This is a genomic window from Holdemania massiliensis AP2 (genome assembly GCF_000327285.1).
Classification (GTDB): domain Bacteria; phylum Bacillota_I; class Bacilli_A; order Erysipelotrichales; family Erysipelotrichaceae; genus Holdemania; species Holdemania massiliensis.
Genome location: NZ_HE998567.1, coordinates 404,273 through 426,172, shown reverse-complemented (window position 1 = coordinate 426,172; position 21,900 = coordinate 404,273). Strand labels below are relative to the sequence as shown.

23 protein-coding genes are annotated in these 21,900 nt (G+C 51.2%); 3 read left to right on the top strand and 20 right to left on the bottom strand.

What is annotated here, in order from left to right:
• Window positions 1-38: 38 nt before the first annotated feature.
• From recG to BN162_RS01980, 11 genes are all read right to left on the bottom strand, one after another.
• Complete coding sequence (recG, locus tag BN162_RS02030) at window positions 39-2,057, bottom strand: ATP-dependent DNA helicase RecG (protein WP_020223391.1); 2,019 nt, start codon at window positions 2,055-2,057, stop codon at window positions 39-41.
• A 278-nt stretch (window positions 2,058-2,335) separates the two neighbouring features.
• Window positions 2,336-4,039 (bottom strand): FAD-dependent oxidoreductase, encoded by a 1,704-nt coding sequence (locus BN162_RS02025; protein WP_020223390.1) that lies wholly within the window; start codon window positions 4,037-4,039, stop codon window positions 2,336-2,338.
• Window positions 4,040-4,220: 181 nt separating this feature from the next.
• A complete protein-coding gene (locus tag BN162_RS02020) occupies window positions 4,221-5,027 on the bottom strand; it encodes a MerR family transcriptional regulator (RefSeq protein WP_020223389.1) in 807 nt (268 codons plus the stop codon).
• Between the two features lie 68 nt (window positions 5,028-5,095).
• The gene (gene dcd, locus BN162_RS02015) at window positions 5,096-5,629 is read right to left on the bottom strand and encodes a dCTP deaminase (protein ID WP_020223388.1); all 534 of its coding nucleotides are present in this window, start codon (window positions 5,627-5,629) and stop codon (window positions 5,096-5,098) included.
• 171 nt (window positions 5,630-5,800) lie between these two features.
• Window positions 5,801-7,429, bottom strand: coding sequence for a DAK2 domain-containing protein (locus BN162_RS02010; RefSeq protein WP_020223387.1), 1,629 nt, complete (start codon window positions 7,427-7,429; stop codon window positions 5,801-5,803).
• 12 nt (window positions 7,430-7,441) lie between these two features.
• Window positions 7,442-7,801: an Asp23/Gls24 family envelope stress response protein gene (locus BN162_RS02005; protein WP_020223386.1), complete on the bottom strand. Its 360-nt coding sequence runs from the start codon at window positions 7,799-7,801 to the stop codon at window positions 7,442-7,444.
• A 56-nt stretch (window positions 7,802-7,857) separates the two neighbouring features.
• On the bottom strand, window positions 7,858-8,712 hold the full coding sequence (locus BN162_RS02000) for a cell division protein FtsQ/DivIB (RefSeq protein ID WP_020223385.1): 855 nt from the start codon (window positions 8,710-8,712) through the stop codon (window positions 7,858-7,860).
• Window positions 8,712-9,608, bottom strand: coding sequence for a UDP-N-acetylmuramate dehydrogenase (gene murB, locus BN162_RS01995; RefSeq protein ID WP_020223384.1), 897 nt, complete (start codon window positions 9,606-9,608; stop codon window positions 8,712-8,714). Before murB ends, BN162_RS02000 begins: the two co-directional genes overlap by 1 nt.
• A gap of 15 nt (window positions 9,609-9,623) precedes the next feature.
• A complete protein-coding gene (gene murG / locus BN162_RS01990; RefSeq protein WP_040451328.1) occupies window positions 9,624-10,697 on the bottom strand; it encodes an undecaprenyldiphospho-muramoylpentapeptide beta-N-acetylglucosaminyltransferase in 1,074 nt (357 codons plus the stop codon).
• An 83-nt stretch (window positions 10,698-10,780) separates the two neighbouring features.
• Entirely contained in the window at window positions 10,781-11,860 is a 1,080-nt protein-coding gene (ftsW, locus tag BN162_RS01985) for a putative lipid II flippase FtsW (protein ID WP_020223382.1), read from the bottom strand.
• 58 nt (window positions 11,861-11,918) lie between these two features.
• Window positions 11,919-12,152, bottom strand: a complete 234-nt coding sequence (locus BN162_RS01980; RefSeq protein WP_020223381.1) for a hypothetical protein — start codon at window positions 12,150-12,152, stop codon at window positions 11,919-11,921.
• Window positions 12,153-12,279: 127 nt separating this feature from the next.
• Between BN162_RS01980 and BN162_RS01975 the strand changes: the two genes are divergently transcribed.
• A complete protein-coding gene (locus BN162_RS01975; protein ID WP_020223380.1) occupies window positions 12,280-13,596 on the top strand; it encodes a patatin-like phospholipase family protein in 1,317 nt (438 codons plus the stop codon).
• Between the two features lie 81 nt (window positions 13,597-13,677).
• Here BN162_RS01975 and BN162_RS01970 read toward each other — a convergent pair whose 3' ends face one another.
• The 7 genes from BN162_RS01970 to BN162_RS01940 form a co-directional block, all read right to left on the bottom strand.
• Window positions 13,678-14,199, bottom strand: a complete 522-nt coding sequence (locus BN162_RS01970; RefSeq protein WP_020223379.1) for a GNAT family N-acetyltransferase — start codon at window positions 14,197-14,199, stop codon at window positions 13,678-13,680.
• Between the two features lie 59 nt (window positions 14,200-14,258).
• Window positions 14,259-14,768, bottom strand: a complete 510-nt coding sequence (locus tag BN162_RS01965) for an AAA family ATPase (RefSeq protein WP_020223378.1) — start codon at window positions 14,766-14,768, stop codon at window positions 14,259-14,261.
• A gap of 15 nt (window positions 14,769-14,783) precedes the next feature.
• Entirely contained in the window at window positions 14,784-15,323 is a 540-nt protein-coding gene (locus BN162_RS01960) for a histidine phosphatase family protein (RefSeq protein ID WP_020223377.1), read from the bottom strand.
• Window positions 15,320-15,982 carry an HAD family hydrolase gene (locus tag BN162_RS01955; protein ID WP_020223376.1) on the bottom strand — a complete coding sequence of 221 codons (663 nt, stop codon included), beginning with the start codon at window positions 15,980-15,982 and terminating at the stop codon, window positions 15,320-15,322. Before BN162_RS01955 ends, BN162_RS01960 begins: the two co-directional genes overlap by 4 nt.
• A 45-nt stretch (window positions 15,983-16,027) precedes the next feature.
• Window positions 16,028-16,654 carry a class I SAM-dependent methyltransferase gene (locus BN162_RS01950; RefSeq protein WP_020223375.1) on the bottom strand — a complete coding sequence of 209 codons (627 nt, stop codon included), beginning with the start codon at window positions 16,652-16,654 and terminating at the stop codon, window positions 16,028-16,030.
• Between the two features lie 31 nt (window positions 16,655-16,685).
• Window positions 16,686-18,185 (bottom strand): glycerol kinase GlpK, encoded by a 1,500-nt coding sequence (gene glpK, locus BN162_RS01945; RefSeq protein WP_020223374.1) that lies wholly within the window; start codon window positions 18,183-18,185, stop codon window positions 16,686-16,688.
• Between the two features lie 134 nt (window positions 18,186-18,319).
• Window positions 18,320-18,934, bottom strand: coding sequence for a LexA family protein (locus tag BN162_RS01940; protein ID WP_020223373.1), 615 nt, complete (start codon window positions 18,932-18,934; stop codon window positions 18,320-18,322).
• A 166-nt stretch (window positions 18,935-19,100) separates the two neighbouring features.
• Between BN162_RS01940 and BN162_RS01935 the strand changes: the two genes are divergently transcribed.
• On the top strand, window positions 19,101-19,334 hold the full coding sequence (locus BN162_RS01935; protein WP_020223372.1) for a hypothetical protein: 234 nt from the start codon (window positions 19,101-19,103) through the stop codon (window positions 19,332-19,334).
• A 10-nt stretch (window positions 19,335-19,344) separates the two neighbouring features.
• Window positions 19,345-19,917, top strand: coding sequence for an SOS response-associated peptidase (locus BN162_RS01930; protein WP_020223371.1), 573 nt, complete (start codon window positions 19,345-19,347; stop codon window positions 19,915-19,917).
• Between the two features lie 145 nt (window positions 19,918-20,062).
• On the opposite strand, the gene ruvB is transcribed toward BN162_RS01930, so the two are convergent.
• Both ruvB and ruvA read right to left on the bottom strand, forming a co-directional pair.
• Window positions 20,063-21,073 (bottom strand): Holliday junction branch migration DNA helicase RuvB, encoded by a 1,011-nt coding sequence (gene ruvB / locus BN162_RS01925; protein WP_020223370.1) that lies wholly within the window; start codon window positions 21,071-21,073, stop codon window positions 20,063-20,065.
• 3 nt (window positions 21,074-21,076) lie between these two features.
• Entirely contained in the window at window positions 21,077-21,658 is a 582-nt protein-coding gene (gene ruvA, locus BN162_RS01920) for a Holliday junction branch migration protein RuvA (protein ID WP_020223369.1), read from the bottom strand.
• Window positions 21,659-21,900: the final 242 nt, after the last annotated feature.

Sequence of the window (21,900 nt, the reverse complement as noted above, 5' to 3'; positions counted from 1 at the left end):
TTCTTCCTTTCTGATTCTCTTGTTTTATTATATCGTGATTAATCCATATAAGAAATAGCGGATTCATTTTCTTTCCGGATTTTAGTTAACAACGGCTGATACTCTGGATTCTCCGGGTTGTTTAAGATGTTGGCCGCGTCCTGCCGAGCGGTTTGAATGATTTTCGTATCCGCCACTAAATCGCCCAAAATCAACCCCGGTACACCGCTTTGGCGAGTTCCCAGAAGTTCACCCGGGCCACGCTGCTCCAGATCCTTCATCGCAATCTCAAATCCATCCGTCGTCTGTTCCATGATCTTCAAGCGCGCCAGACTTTCCGGATCTTTGCTGGAAGTCAGAAGAAAGCAATAGCCCTGCCGATTGCCCCGTCCGACCCGGCCGCGCAGCTGGTGGAGCTGGGAAAGTCCGAACCGATGGGCGTCGTAAATCACCATGCAGCAGGCGTTGACAACGTTGACGCCGACCTCGATGACCGTGGTTGAAACAAGAATCTGCGTCTTGTTGGCCTCAAAGTCATGCATCGCCTGTTCCTTTTCTTCACTGCTCATCCGTCCGTGCATCAATCCGAGCTTAGCCTTGCCGGCAAATGCCTTGCTTAAGCTTTCAAAGATATCGAGAACATTGCGACCGTCAAAATTTTCATTTTCTTCGATCGCGCTGCACACGATGTAGATCTGACCGCCCTGTGCTAACTGCTCCAGCAGCTGCGGCATGATCGGACTGAGCGTATTTTTCTCGATCAGCTGCGTCTGGATCGGCTTGCGTCCCGGCGGCATTGTCATGATCGTTGAAATGTCCATATCCCCATACAGAGTCGCGGCCAGCGTCCGCGGAATAGGCGTCGCGCTCATCAACAGGAAATCGACCTTTTCGCCTTTTTCTTTTAAGGCCTTGCGCTGCTGCACGCCGAAGCGGTGCTGTTCATCCGCAACGACCAATCCCAGCTTGGCAAACTCAACTTCCTTCTGAAATAAAGCATGCGTTCCGGCAACCAGATGCAGCGTACCGTCCTTCATCGCCTGCAGCACTTCTTTCTTTTTCGCCGCCGGCAGCGACGAACAGAGCACGTCGATTTTGATCGGCAGTCCGGCAAACAGCTTTTTCAAGGAAACGGCATGCTGACGAGCGAGAATTTCGGTCGGCGCCATGATCGCCCCCTGATGACCACTGAGCACGCAGGCATACAGAGCCAGGGAAGCCACCAACGTTTTGCCGCATCCCACATCGCCCTGAATCAGCCGGTACATGATTTTGTCACTGCCCATGTCAGCCAAGATATCCCGCACAGCCTTAAACTGATCCGGCGTCATCGCAAAGGCGAGATGATTCGCCAGCGCGTAGACCTGTTCCGCATCAAACTGCTTCGCCTTCTTCGTTACCGTTTCCGTCTGCTGGCGATGAATCATCTCCAGCACGAGATGGAATTTCAGAAATTCCTCATATTTCAGCGTCCGCGTCGCCTGATAGACTTCCTCCATGGAACGGGGAAAATGCAGACAGCGCAGCGCGGTTTTCTTGGGCAGCAGGCGATATTGCTTCTGCAGCGAGGGCGGAACTAATTCTTCAATATGAGATTGGGCGGTAAGGAATGTTTTTCTGATGATTTCCTGCATCATTTTCTGGGTCATGCCCTCTTTCAGCGGATAAACCGGCGTGACGCCCAACTGTTCCTGAAGCGGCTGGCTGTTATAGGTTGTCGCGGTGATCTTGCCCGCGCCTTGATAATAGCCGATCACCGTGATCCGCTGGCCGACGGACAAATTGCTTGCCCAAGGTCGGTTAAAGATTGTAATTTCAAAACAATCGTCTTCATTTTCCAGCTGGAATTTCGTCATGGTTTTGCCGCCGCGGATCCGCATGGACCGCGCCGGACGGACGATCTGCCCTTCCAGAATCACTTCGCTTTTCACCTGCCATTGTTCGTAAGGAACGACCTCACGGCACTGATAACGCAGCGGGACGCACATTAAAATTGCATCGCTGTCCGTCAGGCCCATTTTTTCTAACAACTCCGTTCGCTTCGGAGTCATTTTTAATTGTTTCAGCGTCAGCGCCATCCGTTCTTCCTCCCTTCAAACAGGAATATTTTTATTATACCTTATTTTTCAAGTCAGCGCCAAACGAACTTGAAAAAGCTTGTTTCTGCGAAAGGAAAAAAGCCAATTCTGCTTCCAATAAGTTCATATTGACGGGATGCTCGCGTCTCTGCTGCTTATCTTCTAATTTTTTTTGAATCGCTTGCAGCCGTTCGCCATATCAAACAAAAAAAGGAATCGTTCCACACGCTGTTTTAACGCGGAAACAGATTCCTGATCTTATTTCAGAGGATGATCGCTTACCCTTCGCGGTGCGCCGCCAGTTTTCCCGCCAAACGGCCAAAGGTGACTGAGCGGCCTGCGGCACAGCCTGCCAACAAATTCGGATAACTGCCGTCAAAGTAGCCGCCTGAGCAATCCCCGGCCACATACAAACCTTCGATCGGTTTTCCCTGCGGTGTCATCGCATTCATATTGACGTCAATCTTAATCCCGTCCAGCGTACAGATGAAGTAGCCGCCGCTCATGCGGACGCCTTCAAACGGTGCCTGACGCAGATGGGAAAGACGGAACGGTTCCTTACCGAAGTCCTCATCCTTTTGCTTATCCGCCAGCTCATTATACCGTTGTACTGTAGCTTTTAAGTTTTCCTGCGGAATGCCCAGCTTGTCAGCCAGTTCCTCAATCGTTTCCGCGGACACAACAATACCCTGTTCACGATACTGACTCATAAATACAGCTTCGTTGAATTCCAGCGGCCAAACGGATTCTGCTCCGTTGGCATGCGGGAACATCCGGCTGCAGCCATGGGTATCAAAGCGTTCCATATCCTGAATGTAATTAGCGTCCCACACCATCGCATACGTCATCTGCGGCAGATTAAACGCATCATGCAGAATATGATCATAACAGCCGCTTTCATTGGCGAAGCGGTTGCCGTTGAGATCCACCTTCAAAAACGGCTGCGATCCCATCCAGAACAGCACGCCCTGTTCATCGCATCCAACCTGATCCGGTTTGATTGCGCCGCGGTCAAACAACATCGCAGCATGGGTTTCATCCATTGCCGCCCCTGCCCACAGACAGGCTTTGATGCCATCGCCGGTGCTGCCTGGATAAGAATAATTGATATTCGTCATTTTCACGGTTTCCGGCTGCAGGGCATTGAGCATCTCTTTGTTCAGGCTGTAGCCCCCGGTACAGACAATGACGCCTTTTTTCGCATTGTAGCGGGCATATCCGCCTTCCACAGCGGCGATCATGCCGACGACCTGTTCACCATCTTTAACCAGGGATGTCAGTGCAGTATTGTAATGAATCGACAGTCCCAGACCGACGCCGTAATCTTTTAATATTTTGGCCGTGACACCTTCGGCCCCCTGCGTATCGCTCATCTGCAGGGAATGACCGACATCATAAATCGGATAGCGGACAGACTCGGTATGATTGTCAACCTCGTGGCGCAGCCGCAGACCGTTGGCTTGAAGCAGATCCGCATACCAGTCAATCGTTTCTCCGGAATGCTCTGCCCAGACTTTATACAGCCGCTGATCGCCATAACCATTGGACTGACGAACCATTTCCGTCATCACATCAAACGGATCCGGATTGTCGTTGTTTTCGATCTGCTGCCGGGAGTTCACCGCTGCCAGCGTATCGCGAATTCCTGAACCGCCATATTCTTCCCCGAATTTTTCAACCAGGATTGTATCGGCGCCTTCCTCAGCGGCGGCACAGGCGGCAAATAAGCCTGCCGTTCCCGCTCCAATGACAACGACGTCGCAATCGTAGGTCGCGACAATCTGTTTCTCATCAATCACTGGGGCGCTGCCCAGCCAGTCACTTGAGGTGCTCTGCGGTTGATCATCCAATCCAGGCGTCGGTACGGCGGTTTGTTCGTTTTCATTCGCACAGCCGCTCAACAACCCCGCCGCGGCGATGCCTAAGGCTCCAGCTGCCGTTCCTTTCAAAAAGGCCCGGCGTGAAATTTGTTTCTGTTTCATCATTTTCCCTCTTTTCTAATAGCCTTATCTTAGCTTTTGGGGCAGCCCCAGAGTCAAGAGGGTGATTTTGTGATTTTTATCCCATTCTTTTATAAATTTTTCATTCTTTTACTTCCCTTAACGCAAAAAGTTTGGGGCAGACCCAAACTTTCGTTCTTTTTAGGTTGTTCTCAGGGATAACTTATTCAGCGTCCTTCTGAATCAGACAGTACAACCGGATATAATATCCTTTTTCCTGATTGCGGATTTCCGGTCCCATCACGAAGCCGAAAATTTCCTGCTGCAGGGTGAAATGATGCTGCGCGGCATAATCGAGCATATCCTGAATGTCCGAGCGGCAGATCTTTAGAATATTCGTTTTGAATATCACTTTATAAAGATACGTTCCATCCGCAGTCTTATGCAGCTGATTGGAATGTTCCACAGCCTGAATCAGAGGCTTGCAGCTGTCGATATACAGCGGCAGATTCAATCCCAGCTGAACTTTGGGCTGTTCCTCATCAAGCTGATCCAGATCCAGAATCGTCATCAGATCAACATGCGGAAGATACTGCATCGCCTCACGGATTAACGCGTTATTCCGGCCCTTGGGATCAAAACGCAGATAAAAGCATTCCCCTTCCCATTTTAACTGCAGCTGATTTACTTTCTGAATCTCTTCCTGATACACCGATTGAATAAACTGCAGATAGCCTAAAGAAGCCTCAATCTGTTCCTTCTGCTGCTTCAACTCGCCAATGCAGCGATCCAAAAAAGCGATATGATCAGGAACCTGCTGACCCGTCAGCGGCAGAATTTCTTCCAGCGGAATTTTGGCCTGCTGAAATTTCTTGATCGACAAAATGATCGGGATCTGTTCCTCCGTGTATTCCATATATTGATTTTCTTGGTTGCGGGCGATCTGGATGCTGCCGTTCTTTTCCAGATACCGCAGTGATTCCATACTGATGCCAAAGGTTTTGGAAAACTGACTTCGTGTAAATTTCATAACACCCTCCCTTTGGTTATTCTGCCGAAAAGCGATGAACATCTGTATTTAATCATTGAGGAAGCCCTTCACTTCTTTGAATCTAAAAACACTTTGGATCCCGTGGCCCCTCTTTGGCCCTGATATTTCCCGCGGTAAGGATTCAGGGCTTTTTCATCGAGCTGGGCAAAGACCAACTGTCCGATCCGGCGGCCGGCGCATAACTCAATTGCACAGCGATTCGCATTAAATAATTCCAGCGTAATTTCGCCTTTAAAGCCCGGATCTACCCATCCGGCATTCTGGATAAACAATCCCATGCGACCTAATGAACTGCGGCCTTCCACAAAGGCGGTAAGATCATCCGGCAATTCAACATACTCCATCGTGGTGGCCAAGACAAATTGGCCGGGAAGCAGCGTATATTTTTCAGCTGTGATTTGCTTGTATTGGATTTCATCCTCTAAATTAATGATTCCAGAAGGCGAATCCTCAACGATGCAGAACGTGTTTCCGATTCGAATATCAATACTTGCGGGCTGGATTTGTTCTGGTTCTAAGTCCGTCACTACAAGTGAATGGTCGTTCAGCATTTTGATTAATGTTTTATCTGACAGTATCATTGAAATTCTCCTTTATGTCTTTTTTACGGTGCTTTTATTGTATCATTGAGATTGGAACTTTGCGATACTTTTTCCTACCGTCTGCCCTTCGCTTTCCGTTTAGAAAAAGCGCTTCGGCTAGACAAAAGGCAGCCCAATGGCTGCCTACGTTTTATGCTTCAGCTTCAACGCTTATTCAACACCGAAAATAAAGGCATAGACCGGCTGACCGCCAGCTTGAATGTCCGTTTCCACACCGAACTGATCTTCGATATAACGGGCAATCTGCGCCGTTTCTTCCTCGCTGGCATCTTCGCCGGCAAGCACGGTAACAATCTCTGAATCCCCATCAATCAGGTTATCCAATAACCGCAGACAAGCATCCATCTTGTTCGGTGTTGAAATCACGATTGACTTCTCTGCAATGCCCATGTAATCACCCGCCACAATTTCCATGCCGTCAAAGGTTGTATCCTTGATCGCATAGGTGATCTGTCCGGTTTTGACATGCTCCAACGCCGCTGTCATTTCCGCTTCATTCTCATCAGCGGAAACTTCCGGATTGAACATAATGCACGCCGACAGTCCCTGCGGAATGGATTTGGTCTGCAGCACACGAATATCCTGATCTTCCATCACCGCCGCAGCCTGCTGCGCAGCTAAGATGATATTCGAGTTATTCGGCAAAATAAAGATATGCTTGGCTTTCACCCGTTTGATGGCCGCCACAAAATCCTCAGTGGACGGATTCATCGTCTGTCCGCCGGAAATCACGACGTCTACACGGTACTCCTCAAACAGCTTTTTCAAGCCATCCCCAGCCGCCACCGCGATCAGCGCATAATCCTTTTCCTGAACCGGTTCCTCGGCTTTGGGCGGCAGCGTTTCATTCATGATCGTGTTGTGCTGTTCCTGCATATTTTCAATTTTCAGCTTGACGAATTCACCGTACCGCTGAGCGTAGTTCAACGCGTCGCCGGGAGTCAGTGTATGCACATGCACCTTGACTAAATCTTCATCCTGAACGACGACGATGGACTCGCCTAAGCGGGCCAGCGCCTTCTTCATCTTCTCTTCGGTAAATGTAACCTGCCCCTGTTCGCTTAAGCGCAGAATGAATTCAGTGCAGTAACCGAACTCTTCATTTTCCAATTCCATCGCCGCTTTGGCGGTGGTGCTTTCTTTTTCTTCCATGACAAACGGCCGGCCATCCATCGCCGCTTTGAAACCTTCCAAAATGACGACCAAGCCCGTTCCGCCGCTGTCCACGACGCCGACTTCCTTTAAGACCGGAAGCAGCTCCGGCGTGTTGGCCAGAGAAATCCGCGATTCATCAAGAATACAATTAAACACATCCTCGATCGTCGCCTCCGGATGTTCCTTCATGTATTGATCCCCGGCCGCGCTCGCTTCCCGGACCACGGTCAGAATCGTTCCTTCTACCGGCCGCATGACCGCCTTATAGGCAACCTTGCTGCCGTTGACAAACGCCGCAGCCAGATCGGCGGGAGCCAGTTCGCTCTTGCCTTCGATGGACTGATAAAAGCCTCTGAAAATCTGCGACAGAATGACGCCGGAGTTTCCCCGCGCGCCCATCAACAGACCCTTCGACAACGTCTTCGCCAATACACTGAGATCATCGGTACAGGCCTGCATCGCTTCTTTGACCCCGGAGGTAAACGTCATCGACATGTTCGTTCCCGTATCACCATCGGGGACTGGGAAAACGTTCAGAGCGTCGATCGCGTCATGGCGGTTGCTCAAATGAGCCGCTCCGCTGAGCAGCATTTCTTTAAAATCCGTTCCGTTAATTCTATTCATGATACCCTCCGATTAACCAATAACCCGGACACCCTGCACATAGACATTGACGGCTGCAAAATCCTGCTCCAGAGTTTTCTCAAGGACATACTTCACTTTCTTCTGTACTTCACTGACAACTTCAGAAACCTTAACCCCGAAGCCGATGACGATATATAGATCCAGTTCCATTCCCTTTTCGGTCTTTCTGACGACAACCCCGCGGGAATAATTTTCTTTTTTTAATAATTCGGCCCAGCCATCCTTCACTAACTTCTGGGAAGCCATACCGACTACGCCGTAGCATTCGCTGACGACGCCTCCGGCTAAAGTTGCGATCGCTTCCTGCGAGATGTTGATGTTGCCGTAGCTGGTTACACGTTCTATAGACATGAACGATTCCTCCTTCGCTTTATTTATTATATCAAACTATTTGTACTTTTCAAATTTTACTCATTTTCTGCGCCGTTTGTGTCAGAATTTTCATCTGAATCGCCTTCCGCCGGCGCGTTGGGATCCACTTCCCCCGGACACAGCTGGGTATAGGCAGACTTGGACATCTCGTCGACATAGATGCAGGATTGAGCCTTGTTGAGATTGGAAACGATGCTGTTGTACTCATTGAGTACGTCCATCGAATAGTAGCTGGAAAAAAACTGGTTGCCGTCATGCATGATCAAACGGATCATATTCGGGTCATAAGAAACCTCAAACTGCTGAATCTCGGAAATTAAGGAGATCATCCCCGCCGATACATTGCGGAAAGCCATCGCCAGATCCGCGCTTTGCTCCGCGCTTTGAAATCCGACGATGAGCGGAATCCGGGCAATCAGCCCCATCATCCTCTCATCCATTTTAACGATGCTGCCATCCTTCAATAAAATTTCAGGTTCTTCGATGTAGCGGTAGCCAACCGGCTCCCGTTCTTCAATTTCAATCACAATCTGATTGCCGCGCTCATGCCGCACTGAGGCTGAGGCGATGAGCGGATATTGCTGCAGTGCATTTTTTACCTGCGGCGTAAATACCGTCAGCCAGCGTGAATGGGCCGTGATCCCGGCCAGCTCCAGCACATCGCTGCGGCTTAAGCTGACGTTGCCCTGAACGCTGACGGTTTTGACCAACGCGGCATCGCTGAAATAATACGCTGTTCCCATGACGATCAGCGCGCAGCCGATGGCTGCTTTGAACAGCCGGCGTTTCTGGCGGCGAAAGTTTTTCTGCTGAGCCTGACGCTTGCGTTGTTCAATCAACAGATCGACCGAGGTCTTGTTATCCGGAGATGCCGGAGCGGGCTTGCGCATCACCAGTTAAACTTCTCCACTTCCAGAATCAGTTCCTCGCCATACTTACGGCGTACCTGATCCTGAATTTCTTCAACCAGTTCGATAAAATCCCGCGCCTTCCCCTGTTGATCGTTGACGATAAAATTGACGTGCTTCTCACTGACGGAAACCCCGCCGACGCGATGGCCGCGATAGCCCAGCTCATCAATCATCTGCCAGGCCTGACGATCCTTGGGATTGCGGAACACGCTGCCGGCACTCGGTTTATCCAGCGGCTGAGATTCCATCCTTCGCTGCCGCCGCCGATCCATCAGATCCCGGATTTCCGCCTGATCCTGTGTGGTTAAATGAAACCGTACCGCCAGAATCACCCAGTCGGGATGACTTTGAAAAATCGAAGTCCGATAGCTGAAACCGCACTCTCCCGGACTCAGCCATTCGCAACGTCCCTCACGCAGCACAAACACTTCGCTGACAACCTCAGCCATGCAGCTTTTATAAGCGCCCGCGTTCATAAACGCAGCGCCGCCGACTGTTCCGGGAATGCCGCTGGCAAATTCCAGCCCGGACAGCGAATGCTTCATCGCTTCATACGACAAAGCAATAATGGAACAGCCCGCCTCAGCGACAACCGTCTGTCCGTCAAAATAAAAATCATCATGATAGCGGTCAAGTTTTATGATCACGCCCTCATAGTCGTTGTCGGAGCATAGCAAATTGCTCCCCTTGCCGAAAATTTTAAACGGAATCCCCTGCTTGGCCAGCAGGCGAAGCACCTGCGTCAGCGCCAGCATTGTCTTGGGATAGACAATGGCGCGGGCATTGCCGCCGATGCGCAGCGTTGTCAGCGTCGACATCGAAACATTTTCCGCCACATCGCCATAGCACCGCAGTCTTTCCAAGCTGTCTCTCATCGTTAGAATCACCTTTTATCCTTGTTGAATCCAGTTGTAAATCTGTTCGTTTGCATCCGGATGGCCTAACCGCTTCGCCGCAGCACGCATCCCTTCCAAACGGATCGGATCAAAAATAACACCCTCTATTTTTGCGGTAATTTCCGCATCTGTCAAGTCTTTTTCTTCAATCATCAGCGCTGCCCCTGCCTCCTGCAGCGCTTTGGCGTTGAGCACCTGGTGGTTATTGGGAACATAGGGACTGGGAATAATGATCGCCGGCAGACCCAAAACCGTGATTTCGGCAGCTGTGGTCGCCCCGCCCCGCACAACGGCCAGATCGGCATTGACCATCACGCGCACCCCGTCGATATACTCAACAACTTTGATGTTTGCGCATTCCAGGCCCTGGCTTTGAACTTGTTGATAAGCCGCCCGGCCGGTGACATACAATACCTGATAGGCCTTGCCGGCCATTGACTTCAGGGCTTTAACCATCACGGCATTGACGCTTTCCGAGCCCAGCGAACCCATGACCACAACGATCAACGGTTTTGTTGGATCCAAGCCCAGCTGCCGAACGACCTGCGGATCCCGCTGGGCTTGCGCCGCAACGCTGGCCCGCGGATTGCCGAGAATCCGGGTTTTTGAAGCCGGAAACTGCTGCAGATTCTCAGGATAGCAGCCGACAATTTTATCAGCGTACTGCGCAAGAAACCGATTGGCCTTACCGGCATAGGAATTCTGTTCATGCAGCATCGTCGGCACATGGGCGAAATGCGCTGCCAGAATGACCGGGGCGCTAATATAGTTGCCAAAACCAATCGCATAATCCGGACGAAATTGCCGGACAATTTTACGGCAGGCAAAATAAGCATGAACCAGCTGAACGATCGCCTGCACCTTGGCCAGCGCTGAACCATTTAAGCCCTTGGCCTTGATCGCTTCAAAGCGATAGCCCGCCTTGGGAATCTCCGTGGCTTCCATCCGGTTGGCCGTACCGACAAACAGAATCTCCGTTTTCGGATCTTTTTCCTTCATCGCATCCGCCAGCGCCAGCGCCGGATAAATATGACCGCCGGTACCGCCGGTCGCAATTAATACGCGCATTTGCGTTTCACTCCTTTTTCCGTTTTCTTTTTTATCTGCCTTATTATAGCATACATCCCCCTTCACGCCCACCCGCATGTCGCTTATGCCTTCGCAATACTCATTAAGATACCCAAAGACGCCATAATCATAACTAAGGAACTGCCTCCATAGGACATCAATGGCAGCGTGATGCCGGTAACAGGGAACAATCCGACGACGACGCCGAGGTTGATCATCACCTGAATCGCAAATAAGCTGATGATCCCGACCGCAACATAGCACAGAAATGGATCATGCGCCCCTTTAGCGATCCGCACGCCTTCCAATATGATGAATAGGTAAATGACGATGATTAACGACGCGCCGATCCAGCCCAGCTCCTCCGCCGTGATCGCAAAGATAAAGTCAGTCTGCGGCTCCGGCAGATAGAAATGCTTCTGCATCGACCGGTTTAAGCCGGCTCCCAACAACCCGCCCGGGGCAATCGCAAACAGCGACTGAATAATCTGAAACCCGCTGCCTAACGGATCCTTCCAAGGATCAAGAAAGGAGATGATGCGCGCCATGCGGTAAGGGGCAGCCAGGATCAAAGCCGTTAATCCCGCCGCGCCCAATAAGCCCAGCCGCACGAAATATTTAAACGGGGCATCGGCTGCCAAAACAATTACAACGATACTGCAGACCATGACCAGACCGCTGCCGAAATCCGGCTGAAGCAAAATTAAGCCAAACCCCAGCATCGTCAGAAACAACGGGACGAGCAAATCTTTGCGCAGACTCTTGATCCGATCCTTCTTGGCAAGATAATCCGACACTGACAAGATCAGCGCTAGCTTGAAAAACTCAGAGGGCTGGATCAAAAAGCTGCCGACGCCGAACCAGCTGCGCGATCCGTTGCGCTGCACGCCCAGCCCCGGAATCAGCACCAGCGCCAAAGCGATGTAACAGCCGATCAGAATCGGTTTCTGTTTTTCCCGCAGCTTCTGAATGTTCAGCCGGCTGGTCAGATTCATCGCAAACAATCCTAAAACCGCAAATAACGCCTGACGCTGCACAAAATACCAGGGATTGTGATATTTAAACTCCGCCCAGTACACCGAGCTGGAGGCGATCATGATCAACCCGGCGGCTACCAGCGTCAGCACTTCGATCAAAAGCAGCCTGTTTTTTCGATGGAACATAAAAAAGTTTCACCTCCCGTACAGCGTATGCACGAAGAAAGTGAAACTTGATGTCAAATCAAGCGCCCGGCGACAGTCGGCGGGAAATCGAATTACCTAAAATCCAGGTCAGCTGCGGATTGGGAAACAGTAAAAACAAGCCCAGCGCAGCCCACTGCACTCCCAGCCATCCTGATGGCAGACACAGCTGAAGTACGACCGGCACAACCTGGCATTCGATCCAGAACAAAGCAATATAAATCGCCATGCAGCTGATAAAATAGACCGCGTGATGGATTAATTTCAACGCCATCCGCTCCTTTCCTTCAATGAAACTCAGGGTTCAACATCTAAAGAACAATTCAGCGTATCGAAACCTGCGCCGTTATTATATAATACATAGCAGGAGAAAACAATCGAACATCAAAAGGAGATTAACGATGAAAACAGCATGGGTGTTATGCGGAGGCGGTTCACGGGGAGCCTATGAAATCGGGGTGTGGCAGACCTTTCGGGCAGCCGGCATGACGCCGGATATCGTAACCGGCACCTCCATCGGAGCCTTAAACGGCGCGCTGATTGTCCAGCAGGACTACCAGGCGGCTCTCGACTTATGGGAAAATCTGCGGATTGATGATGTGATAAAGGACGGAATGGATCTGGAGCTCAGCGCGATCATGGAGAACAAACAGAAAATCGCGCCATTTCTGAAAAAATACGTCAATGCCAAAGGCGCTGACAACACGCCGTTAAAAGACAGGATCGCCCGGTTAGTCGACGAGCCGAAGCTGCGGCAGTCCCCGATTGATTTCGGTCTCGTCACGGTGCGCTATCCTTCCCTGCAGGCAGTCGAGCTGACAAAGCAGGAAATTCCCCAAGGTCAGATCAAGGATTATCTGATTGCTTCAGCTTCCTGCTTTCCCGCTTTTCCTGTCTACGAATTCGCCGGGCAGCAATATATCGACGGCGGCTATCAGGACAACCTGCCGATTGCCTTAGCGTTACGGATGGGAGCGGAACGGGTCATCGCCGTCAATCTGCATTATCAAAGTCCAATTCATCCAACGCTGGAAAAACTGCCGCAGGTCAAGGTTCTCAGCCCGTCGCGCGATCTTGGATCCTTTTTATCCTTTGATCCGATGATCCTGAAACGCAACCGTGAGCTGGGCGTGCTTGACGCGCAGAAATTTCTCGGCCAACGGATCGGTGAGCGGTATGTCTTTACTCCCCTGACCCCTTCGCTTCAAACTTTGGCCGAAGTTCTGGTGCGCGAGCTGACTTTATTTCAATGTCAGCTGGATGACTCCGATCATCCGTTTATTGATACGCTGTGGCCGCAGAACGTCCTGCTGGATAAAATTCTCAAAGCGCCAGGCGATTCGTTTGAAACGCTGTTTGTCCGGATGATGGAGCTTGCCGCTGAGCTCATGAAAAAAGAGGCTCAGACACTTCTCGATCCGCAAACCTTTCTTATTGAAGCCGCGAAATTTTTCAGCGCCGGAAGTCCAGCTTTGGAGACTGAGCGTTCCTTGTATCAGAGTTTGCTTCAACAGACAACCCGGCAGTCGTTATTGACGCTGATCGGCAAAGCTGACCGCATCCTGTTATGCCGCAGCCTCTGCGATCAGATGCTGCACCGTCAGAATTCCCTGCTTCAGCAGCTGCATTGGCTTGCGCCAATGATGGCGCAGGAGGTTCTGGTCAGCTGGTTTGCCGCCTTTTTGATTCGCTGGTTTAAGCTAAATCACAATTTCTAACCGCGTTAAATCCAAAAAAGAATCCGTAAAAAGGTCTGGCGGACAGAAGGGTGTTTCTTCTGATTCCGCCAGACTTTTAGATTAACGATGCAGGTGTTTCGGCAGCGGAATCCGCGTATAATATTCCACTTCATCCTCATGATCGATCCGCGCATGGTTTTTAAGCTGCACCCTGAGCGAAGCCGGATTATCCTTGTGACAGGACAGATAGACTTCATCCTCCGGAATCAGTTTCGCCGCTTCTTCGACGGCCAGCGCCAAACCGCGCGTCGCGTAGCCCTTGCCGCGGTGATCCGGATGAATGCCGTAACCGATATGGCCTGCCCCCTGGGCCAACGCTTCCGTCAGATAATGCCGAATCCGAAACAGACCGACCATCTGATCGTCGTCCCACAGAAAATACCAGGTTTCCGGAACATAATTTTCTTTCAGATTCCGCCCTTGAGCATGATCTAAAATCAACGGCAGCTCCTGGGTTAAAAAGGTTTCTTTTGAACAGCCGCGATAGGGATTTTCAAATCCGTTTTCATCCGGCGCGAAAGCCTGCAGAAACATATAGGCTGCTTCGCCGTCTGCGGTTGTCAATGGACGTAGTTCAAGCATTATATTCACCCTCTTTCTTTCTGACAAACTTTCAAAATCCTTGACTGAGGCTGTCGCTATTACGATTTAAACTGTTTTTCCAGCTGCGCCAGCCAGCTTTCTGCCTGGCGGTGCGAGTGCAGCCGAAGTATCGTCAGCTGCGGAAATTCCCGCCGCAAAGCCGTCAGATCCGGTCTTTTAAATTTTAAGATGTAGCCTACAAATTCCCAATCGAGCTTTTCCGCACAGCCCTCCGTCATGTCAGGACGGGTGCTTCCGCGATAGCGCCGCAGCCGTTGAAAATAGCCGGCGACACTGCGCCATTTGGGCAGATCATAAACGATCAGCGTATCCGCAAAGCCCAACCGCAGCGGCAGGGTACGGGCGAAGTTGCCGTCCATGATCCAGCGGGGCTGTGTTAAAGCCTCGGCTAACAGCTCATCGAATTCTTCGTCGGTACGCTGAACCCAGTTCTCTTTCCAGAACAGCTGATCCAGATGAATCGCCGGGATGTTTGTGGCGGCGGCTAATCGGGATGCCAGCGTACTCTTGCCGCTGCCGGGACAGCCGATAATACAAATTCGTTCCATGCTTTGCGCCTCCCCTCAACGCGTGTGTCCAGGCATCCATTGTACCTCAAAAAACCCGCCGTTGGGAATCTTTTTTTCCTCCACAAAGCACTGCATCAAAAGTCCGTGACAGACCACGATCAGGCATTCATAACCAGCATAGCGCGCCAGTGCCCGTTCCGCACGGAAACGCATCTGTTCCCACGTTTCCCATTGTCCTTTTCTTTCTGCCTCGGCAATGCCGTGCACGGCGTCAAATTCCGCTCTGGCCTGCTCGACCGTTTCAATCTGCGTATACGTATAGGTTAGATCCGGCAGCCATTCATGCAGTCCCACTTCTACGCGCAGATCCAGATCCAGTCGGCGGGAAAGAATCGCCGCCGTTTGAAGAGCGCGCGTAAATGGGGAAGCGACGATCAGCTGCCCCTGTCTCAGCCGCGGATCCTGTGCTGCCTGTTCAGCCTGTGTCCGGCCTAATACATCCAAAGGCGCCAGATCATTGCCGAAGCCCGGATATCCCAGCGCTTTGGGCTCAGAATAATCCGGATGACCATGGCGCACGAACAATAATTTCATAACGCAGCCCTGGCCTTGATGCCGAAACCCTGAGCTGTGATTTCGATCTGTTCCAAGACCTCAACGCGAACATCCGCTTCGCTCAGATCCTGACCAAAATACGGATCATCTAAACCGATGACCGTCATACCGGCGCGTTTGCCGGCCGTTACGCCGTTATACGAATCTTCAATCACCACGCACGCTGCCGGAACTATGCCCAGCTGCTTGGCACATTGCAGAAAGATCGCCGGATCGGGTTTGCTTTGCGGCAGATCCCGGCCGCTGACGATCAAATCAAACTGATTCTCTAGGCCGCAGTCGCGGATGACCGTCAGAATGTTGTCCATCGGCGAACTGGAAGCCAGCGCTGTCTGGATTCCATATTGATGACATTGATCGATCAGCGTCTGTACGTACGGTCGGTAAATTTGACGGTAATTCACTCGGATCTCCTTGCAGAATTCACGATATTGCCGATAAATTTCAGGGATATCCCGATCCGGATTCCACTTCGCGATCATGCCCCAATTAACATCATCCGTACATCCTAAACACTGCCGCAGCGCAATGCGGTCGGTTTGAATGCCGTTTTCCGCAAACCACTTCTGATCGGCCTGTTCATACACCTTTTCACTGTCGATAATAACCCCGTCCATATCAAAGATGAATGCCTGCATAACCTTACCCCCTTTTCTTAGCTATTTCCGATTTCAATTAAACACTTAACAAGCTTTGAAGATCATCAAAGCCGCGCAGAAAGAACAGCGCTCCCATGTAAACTGACCGCCGAAAATGGACTGAAGCTGCTCACGTGTCAGATACGTTTCCTCCGCATCCCACCGTGAGGCCGCCTGCCTGCGGCAAAGCTTGTACGCTTCCTCATTCTCAAAGGCAATATCGCCAATCAGAACCTGTCCCTGCGGTTTCAGATGCGCAGTCATTGCCTGAATCCAGTCGATCTGATCCGCCATGCCGCAATGGTGCAGCGCGTAAGTAGACACAATGAAATCAAACTGATCTTCGGCCAGAACGGCCGGCCAGCCATCGTTGAAATCATGAATAAACAGCTGAGCCTGCGGCAGTTTTTTCTTAACTGAATCGACCATGGCTGAAGCAAAATCAAATCCGCTGAGCACAGCGCCGGCTCTAGCCAGACGTTCGGTCAGAACGCCGGTACCAAAACCCGCGTCCAAGACCAAGGCTCCGGGATGCGCCGCAATCCGCTTTTCAATCCTCGCAAGAACCTCATCATAGCCGGCAAACGGATAGCTTTGTTCCTGTTGGGACTGTGCGACACTTTGATCATAATTCGCCGCCCATTGATTGAAACCTTCCTGATTCAGCACCATAAATATTTAATACGCTCCTTTTTCTGAGTGATTATCCTTCTGGATGGTAGTGACAGCAGCACGCCACAGCCTGCTGCCAGCGATGGTAATCCTGGTCTGCCTGCGCCGCGCTGGTCTGCGGCTCAAAACGGTGATCCAGCTGCAGCCCTGCCAGCGCTTCCTGCCGGTTTTTCCAGAATCCCACGGCCAAGCCCGCTAACAACGCCGCGCCCAGCGCTGTTGTTTCATTGATCTTGCCGCGCTCCACAGGAGTCTGAAGCAGATCACTTTGAAACTGCATCAAATAATTGTTGCGGACTGCCCCGCCGTCGACTTTGAGCGTCTTTAAGCGGATGCCGGAATCTTTCTGCATCGCTTCGATCACATCCCGAGTCTGAAAAGCAAGCGACTCCAGCGTCGCCCGCGCCAGATGCGCCTGGGTTGTGCCGCGGGTCAGCCCGAAGATCGCCCCGCGGGCTTTGTCATCCCAATACGGAGCGCCCAGTCCGACAAAGGCCGGAACGACAATCACGCCCTCGCTGCTGTCCACCGAGGTGGCCAAGGCTTCGCTTTCCGCGGCTGTTCGGATCATTTTCAAGCCATCGCGCAGCCACTGAATCGCACTGCCGGCGACAAAGATACTGCCTTCCAGAGCGTAGCTGACTTTCCCATTTACACCCCAGGCCAGCGTCGTGACTAAACCATGCCGGGAAACCACCGGCTGTTCACCGGTGTTCATCAACAGGAAGCAGCCGGTTCCATACGTGTTTTTAGCCATGCCTTCCTCAAAGCAGCCCTGCCCGAACAGCGCGGCCTGCTGATCCCCAGCAACCCCCGCCACTGGGACTTCCCGGTTGAAAAAATGCACCGGCGCCGTCATGGCGACGATTTGACTGGAAGGCTGTACCTGCGGCAGCATCTTGGCTGGAATATCTAATTTTGCCAAAATTTCCGCATCCCATTTCAGATCGAAAATATTGTACATCATCGTTCGCGAAGCGTTGGAATAATCCGTACTGTGACAACGGCCTTCGCTTAATTTCCAAACCAGCCAGGTGTCAATCGTGCCCATCAGCAGTTCGCCGTTTTCCGCCCGCTGACGTGCCCCCGGCACATGATCAAGAATCCACTTCACTTTTGTCGCTGAAAAATACGGATCGATCACCAGCCCGGTCTTCGCCCGGATCCACTCTTCTAAGCCTTCCGCTTTCAGCTGATCACAGATTTTATCCGTTTGGCGTGACTGCCATACGATCGCATGATAAATCGGCAGACCGGTCTGCTTATCCCAGACAACCGTTGTTTCACGCTGATTGGTAATGCCGATCCCTTCCACCTGCGCCGGATCAATGCCGCTGGCCATGACGATCTCGGCCATCACTGCCAGAACACTCAGCCAGATTTCTGTCGCATCATGTTCAACCCAGCCGGGCTTGGGAAAATACTGCGTGAATTCTTTCTGCGCCTGAGCACGGATCTGACACGCATGATCAAATAAAATCGCCCGGGTGCTGGTCGTTCCCTGGTCGATCGCCAGAATATATTTTTCCATTCTTTCCACCTTCGTTTCTTGTATAAGTTTACCTTGAAACCGCTGTCATTGCAACACAAGCTCAATTGAAAAGACCGCCCAGTTCATCCAGAACCGAACGATCTTCATGTTTGCCTCTTGGCTTTTCCCATTCCTCAATAGCGGATTTTATTGTGCACCAGCCGGCCCAAAATCTGTACTCTGCGGTCCATGACGTCCTTTAACGGTACGACAATCGGTTCATACGCGTCATTTTCCGGCTGCAGAATCATATCTCCGTCTTTATAAAAGACCCGCTTCAGCGTCACTTCATCATTTTCCAGCAGCACCACCGCGATCTGACCGTTATCGACAGAATTCTGCCGGTGGATATAAACGCGGTCGCCTTCCTCAATCCGGGCATTCTTCATCGAATCCCCGACAACGTCCAGATAAAAATACTCGCCGCCCCTCGCTTCATCCGGACTGACCCATTCGTAATCTTCAACGATCTGTTCCGCAAAGTGATCATATCCCGCTTTGACACTGCCCAAAACCGGCACCCGCACGCCGGACATTTCATCGCGCGTCAGATCCTGATTGATCAGCCGCTCAATCGTCAGATTGAAGAAATCCGCCAGCTGCTGCAGGATGCTCATCTTCGGCATCGAAGTGCCGTCTTCCCATTTCTGAATGGTTGTAAATGATTTATAACCGAATTTTTCTGCCAGGTCATTCTGTGTAATATGATACTTTTTTCTGAGATATCTCAGATTTTCCTTAAAATACATCGGAATCACCACCTTGGATTCATTGTAACGGAATCTTCCTGTTTTTTCAACGGCTTATCGGAACTTTTTTCAAGTATTCCAGGTTTATCCTTTAAATTTGTTCATGTAAGTCTTGATATTGAATAGTTTTCAAGTAAAATAAGAAACAGAGAGGAGCGATATTTTCATGGAAAAGCAGTATGTACGAGTCAATGGGAACTGGGAAGAGGACGGCAGCTTTATCCCGTTGTTTATTCTTTGGGAAAATGGGTTAAAATATAAGATAGAGAAGATCGTTCAGCGTTGTCCTGCGGCTTCCCTGAAAAGCGGCGGCGCCGGCCTGCGCTACACCTGTCTGTTTTCCCAGGGGCAGCGACGGTACCTGTACTTTTGCGAAAATCGCTGGTTTATTGAGAAATGAGGATGAAATCATGTGCGGACGTTATTTATTTTTTGATCAGAACAATGCGCGGATTCGTTCGCTGCTGGCGCTGCTTGAAATGCAGCTCGGCGAAGAACAGCTTTCAGAACTGAGCTTGGGCGAGGTTTTTCCCTCTCAGCTCACGCCGGTCTGCTTTCTGTCAGAACAGGCAGATGAACTGACGCCGACCCCGATGCGCTGGGGGTTTTCCCATCCGACGCAAAAAAGGCTGGTGATCAACGCCCGCTCTGAAACAGCACCGCGCTCGCGGATGTTCGGCGAAAGTCTGCGCCATCGCCGCTGTGTCATCTGTGCCAGCGGCTACTATGAATGGGAAAAGCCCAGCCGCAGGAAAATGTTGTTTACGATGCCGGACCAGACTCTGCTGTGCATGGCTGGCTTCTATCATGAAGAAGCGGATGGTCCGCATTTTGTCATCATGACCCGCCCTGCTTTGCCTGAACTGGAATCCATTCACGACCGCATGCCGGTAATTTTAAGCGAGGAAAATGCCCTGCGCTATTGCCGGGGTGAAGATCGTCTGCATTGCGTCAGCAAGCTGCAGGCCAGTCCGGCCGGATAAGCCAACAGGCTGCAGAAATAAAGGAACAAAGGATGTCTGCACAAAGCGAACTTCCATCCACAAAATGAAAAGGGGTGCTGATTTCAATAGATCAGCACCCTTTTCATTTTCTTTTTCGCTTGCAGCTTAATTCTAATTTGTTCGCTTACAGATCAAACAGCTGATCATGATAAGCGATTTTTAAATGTTCATAGGCTTTCGGCGTGGCAACCCGACCCCGGGAAGTCCGATTGATAAACCCGATTTGAATCAAATATGGCTCATATACGTCTTCCAGCGTCATCGGCTCTTCTGAAATGCTGGAAGCCAGCGCTTCCAGACCGACCGGTCCGCCGCGGAAACGTTCGATAATGCCCCGCAGATAGCGAATATCCACATCATCCAGTCCCAGGGAATCGACGCGCAGCCGATCCAGAGCGGTTTGGGCGACCTCCAGCGAGATCACGCCATGATTGAGAACCTGCGCAAAATCGCGCACCCGTCTGAGCAGCCGGTTGGCAATTCGCGGTGTCCCGCGCGAACGCTTGGCAATCTCCCGCACTGCTTCCGGCGCCGCTTCCACATTGAGCACACGGGAAGTCCGCGATACAATCTGGGAAAGCTGATCTTCATCATAATATTCCAGCTTATTGACGATCCCAAACCGATCGCGCAGCGGAGCGGTCAGATCTCCGGCTCGTGTCGTAGCTCCGACTAAGGTGAACGGCGGCAAATCCAAACGGATGGAACGCACGCCGGAATCCTTGCCGACTACGATATCAATGCAGAAATCTTCCATCGCCGGATACAGCACTTCTTCCACCATTTTCGGCAGCCGGTGAATTTCATCAATAAACAGGACGTCGCCCGGTTCCAGCGTCGATAAAATCGCAGCCAGATCCCCGCTGCGTTCAATACTGGGGCCGCTGGCCGTACGGACCTTGCCGCCCATTTCATTGGCCAGAATGTAAGCCAAGGTCGTTTTGCCTAATCCCGGAGGCCCGTACAGCAGAACATGATCCAACGTTTCATTGCGCTGCAAAGCGGCCTGGATAAAGACTTTTAAATTCTCTTTTAAACCGGTCTGGCCGATATAGTCTGCCAGCCGCTGCGGGCGCAGTGATGATTCATCTTCCCCAGCTTCCGGCAAGGCGGAAAGCAGCCGTTCCTCATCCATCCGTTATCCTCCTCTTTTCCGCTGCAGCAGATGCTGCAGACCTAGCTTTACATATTCGTCGGTCGTCTTATCCGGATGCTCGCGCATGATTTTAGACAAGCCGCTTAATTCGTTCTGTTTGTATCCCAGAGCTTTGAGCGCTTCCAATGCATCTTCGATCGCCTGGCTGGCAGTCCCCTCGTTCGTTTCTTCCCGGACAAGCTTGCCTTTGAGATCAAGGATGATCTGCGAGGCTGTCTTGGCCCCGATTCCCGGCATTTTCTTCAGCGCCGCAACATCGCCCTGTTCAATCATCTGCACCATCTGCTGGTAGGTAGCCGCCGCCAACATATTCATCGCCGTCTTCGGTCCCAATCCCTTTACTGAGATCAACTTGACGAAAAGATCCTGTTCATCCATAGATAAAAACCCAAACAAGCTGAATTCATCTTCACGGACGTGCTGATATGTAAAAACGCGGACTTCCTGGTTTAATCTTACCGTTTCCGGGCGGGAAAAGAACACTTTATATCCGATGCCCTGGTTCTCGATGATGATCCAATCCAAACCCACGGCAAATACCGTTCCCTTAATCATTGCTATCATGTTATCACCTGCCGTTTATTTTACCATAATTTCATGCCGCACACCATACGTTTATCCATCGGCGCTGCAATTCCCCCGCTGTCCTAATTCTGCCTTTTTAGATCCTACGTACTCAAGCAGCAATCCAAAGCCAAGATCAAGCTTCCGGCCGCCAAGCTTTTCCATTAAAAACGTCCTGGAAGAATGCCGGAAAGCCTTCTTCTTTACGTGAATTGGAAACCGGACCTAATCAAAAACTCAGA

Excerpts from the sequence above, each read along its gene's own strand:
- murG (WP_040451328.1), bottom strand. The coding sequence starts at position 10,697 with ATGCGCGTATTAATTGCGACCGGCGGTACCGGCGGTCATATTTATCCG.
- BN162_RS02000 (WP_020223385.1), bottom strand. The coding sequence starts at position 8,712 with ATGCGCAAGCCCGCTCCGGCATCTCCGGATAACAAGACCTCGGTCGAT.
- BN162_RS01940 (WP_020223373.1), bottom strand. The coding sequence starts at position 18,934 with ATGTATTTTAAGGAAAATCTGAGATATCTCAGAAAAAAGTATCATATT.
- ftsW (WP_020223382.1), bottom strand. The coding sequence starts at position 11,860 with ATGTTCCATCGAAAAAACAGGCTGCTTTTGATCGAAGTGCTGACGCTG.
- dcd (WP_020223388.1), bottom strand. The coding sequence starts at position 5,629 with ATGATACTGTCAGATAAAACATTAATCAAAATGCTGAACGACCATTCA.
- BN162_RS02005 (WP_020223386.1), bottom strand. The coding sequence starts at position 7,801 with ATGTCTATAGAACGTGTAACCAGCTACGGCAACATCAACATCTCGCAG.
- BN162_RS01960 (WP_020223377.1), bottom strand. The coding sequence starts at position 15,323 with ATGAAATTATTGTTCGTGCGCCATGGTCATCCGGATTATTCTGAGCCC.
- murB (WP_020223384.1), bottom strand. The coding sequence starts at position 9,608 with ATGAGAGACAGCTTGGAAAGACTGCGGTGCTATGGCGATGTGGCGGAA.
- BN162_RS01980 (WP_020223381.1), bottom strand. The coding sequence starts at position 12,152 with ATGGCGTTGAAATTAATCCATCACGCGGTCTATTTTATCAGCTGCATG.
- ruvB (WP_020223370.1), bottom strand. The coding sequence starts at position 21,073 with ATGGATGAGGAACGGCTGCTTTCCGCCTTGCCGGAAGCTGGGGAAGAT.
- recG (WP_020223391.1), bottom strand. The coding sequence starts at position 2,057 with ATGGCGCTGACGCTGAAACAATTAAAAATGACTCCGAAGCGAACGGAG.
- BN162_RS01965 (WP_020223378.1), bottom strand. The coding sequence starts at position 14,768 with ATGGAACGAATTTGTATTATCGGCTGTCCCGGCAGCGGCAAGAGTACG.
- BN162_RS01955 (WP_020223376.1), bottom strand. The coding sequence starts at position 15,982 with ATGCAGGCATTCATCTTTGATATGGACGGGGTTATTATCGACAGTGAA.
- BN162_RS02020 (WP_020223389.1), bottom strand. The coding sequence starts at position 5,027 with ATGAAATTTACACGAAGTCAGTTTTCCAAAACCTTTGGCATCAGTATG.
- BN162_RS01950 (WP_020223375.1), bottom strand. The coding sequence starts at position 16,654 with ATGGTGCTGAATCAGGAAGGTTTCAATCAATGGGCGGCGAATTATGAT.
- BN162_RS01970 (WP_020223379.1), bottom strand. The coding sequence starts at position 14,199 with ATGCTTGAACTACGTCCATTGACAACCGCAGACGGCGAAGCAGCCTAT.
- BN162_RS01930 (WP_020223371.1), top strand. The coding sequence starts at position 19,345 with ATGTGCGGACGTTATTTATTTTTTGATCAGAACAATGCGCGGATTCGT.
- BN162_RS02025 (WP_020223390.1), bottom strand. The coding sequence starts at position 4,039 with ATGAAACAGAAACAAATTTCACGCCGGGCCTTTTTGAAAGGAACGGCA.
- BN162_RS02010 (WP_020223387.1), bottom strand. The coding sequence starts at position 7,429 with ATGAATAGAATTAACGGAACGGATTTTAAAGAAATGCTGCTCAGCGGA.
- BN162_RS01975 (WP_020223380.1), top strand. The coding sequence starts at position 12,280 with ATGAAAACAGCATGGGTGTTATGCGGAGGCGGTTCACGGGGAGCCTAT.
- BN162_RS01935 (WP_020223372.1), top strand. The coding sequence starts at position 19,101 with ATGGAAAAGCAGTATGTACGAGTCAATGGGAACTGGGAAGAGGACGGC.
- ruvA (WP_020223369.1), bottom strand. The coding sequence starts at position 21,658 with ATGATAGCAATGATTAAGGGAACGGTATTTGCCGTGGGTTTGGATTGG.
- glpK (WP_020223374.1), bottom strand. The coding sequence starts at position 18,185 with ATGGAAAAATATATTCTGGCGATCGACCAGGGAACGACCAGCACCCGG.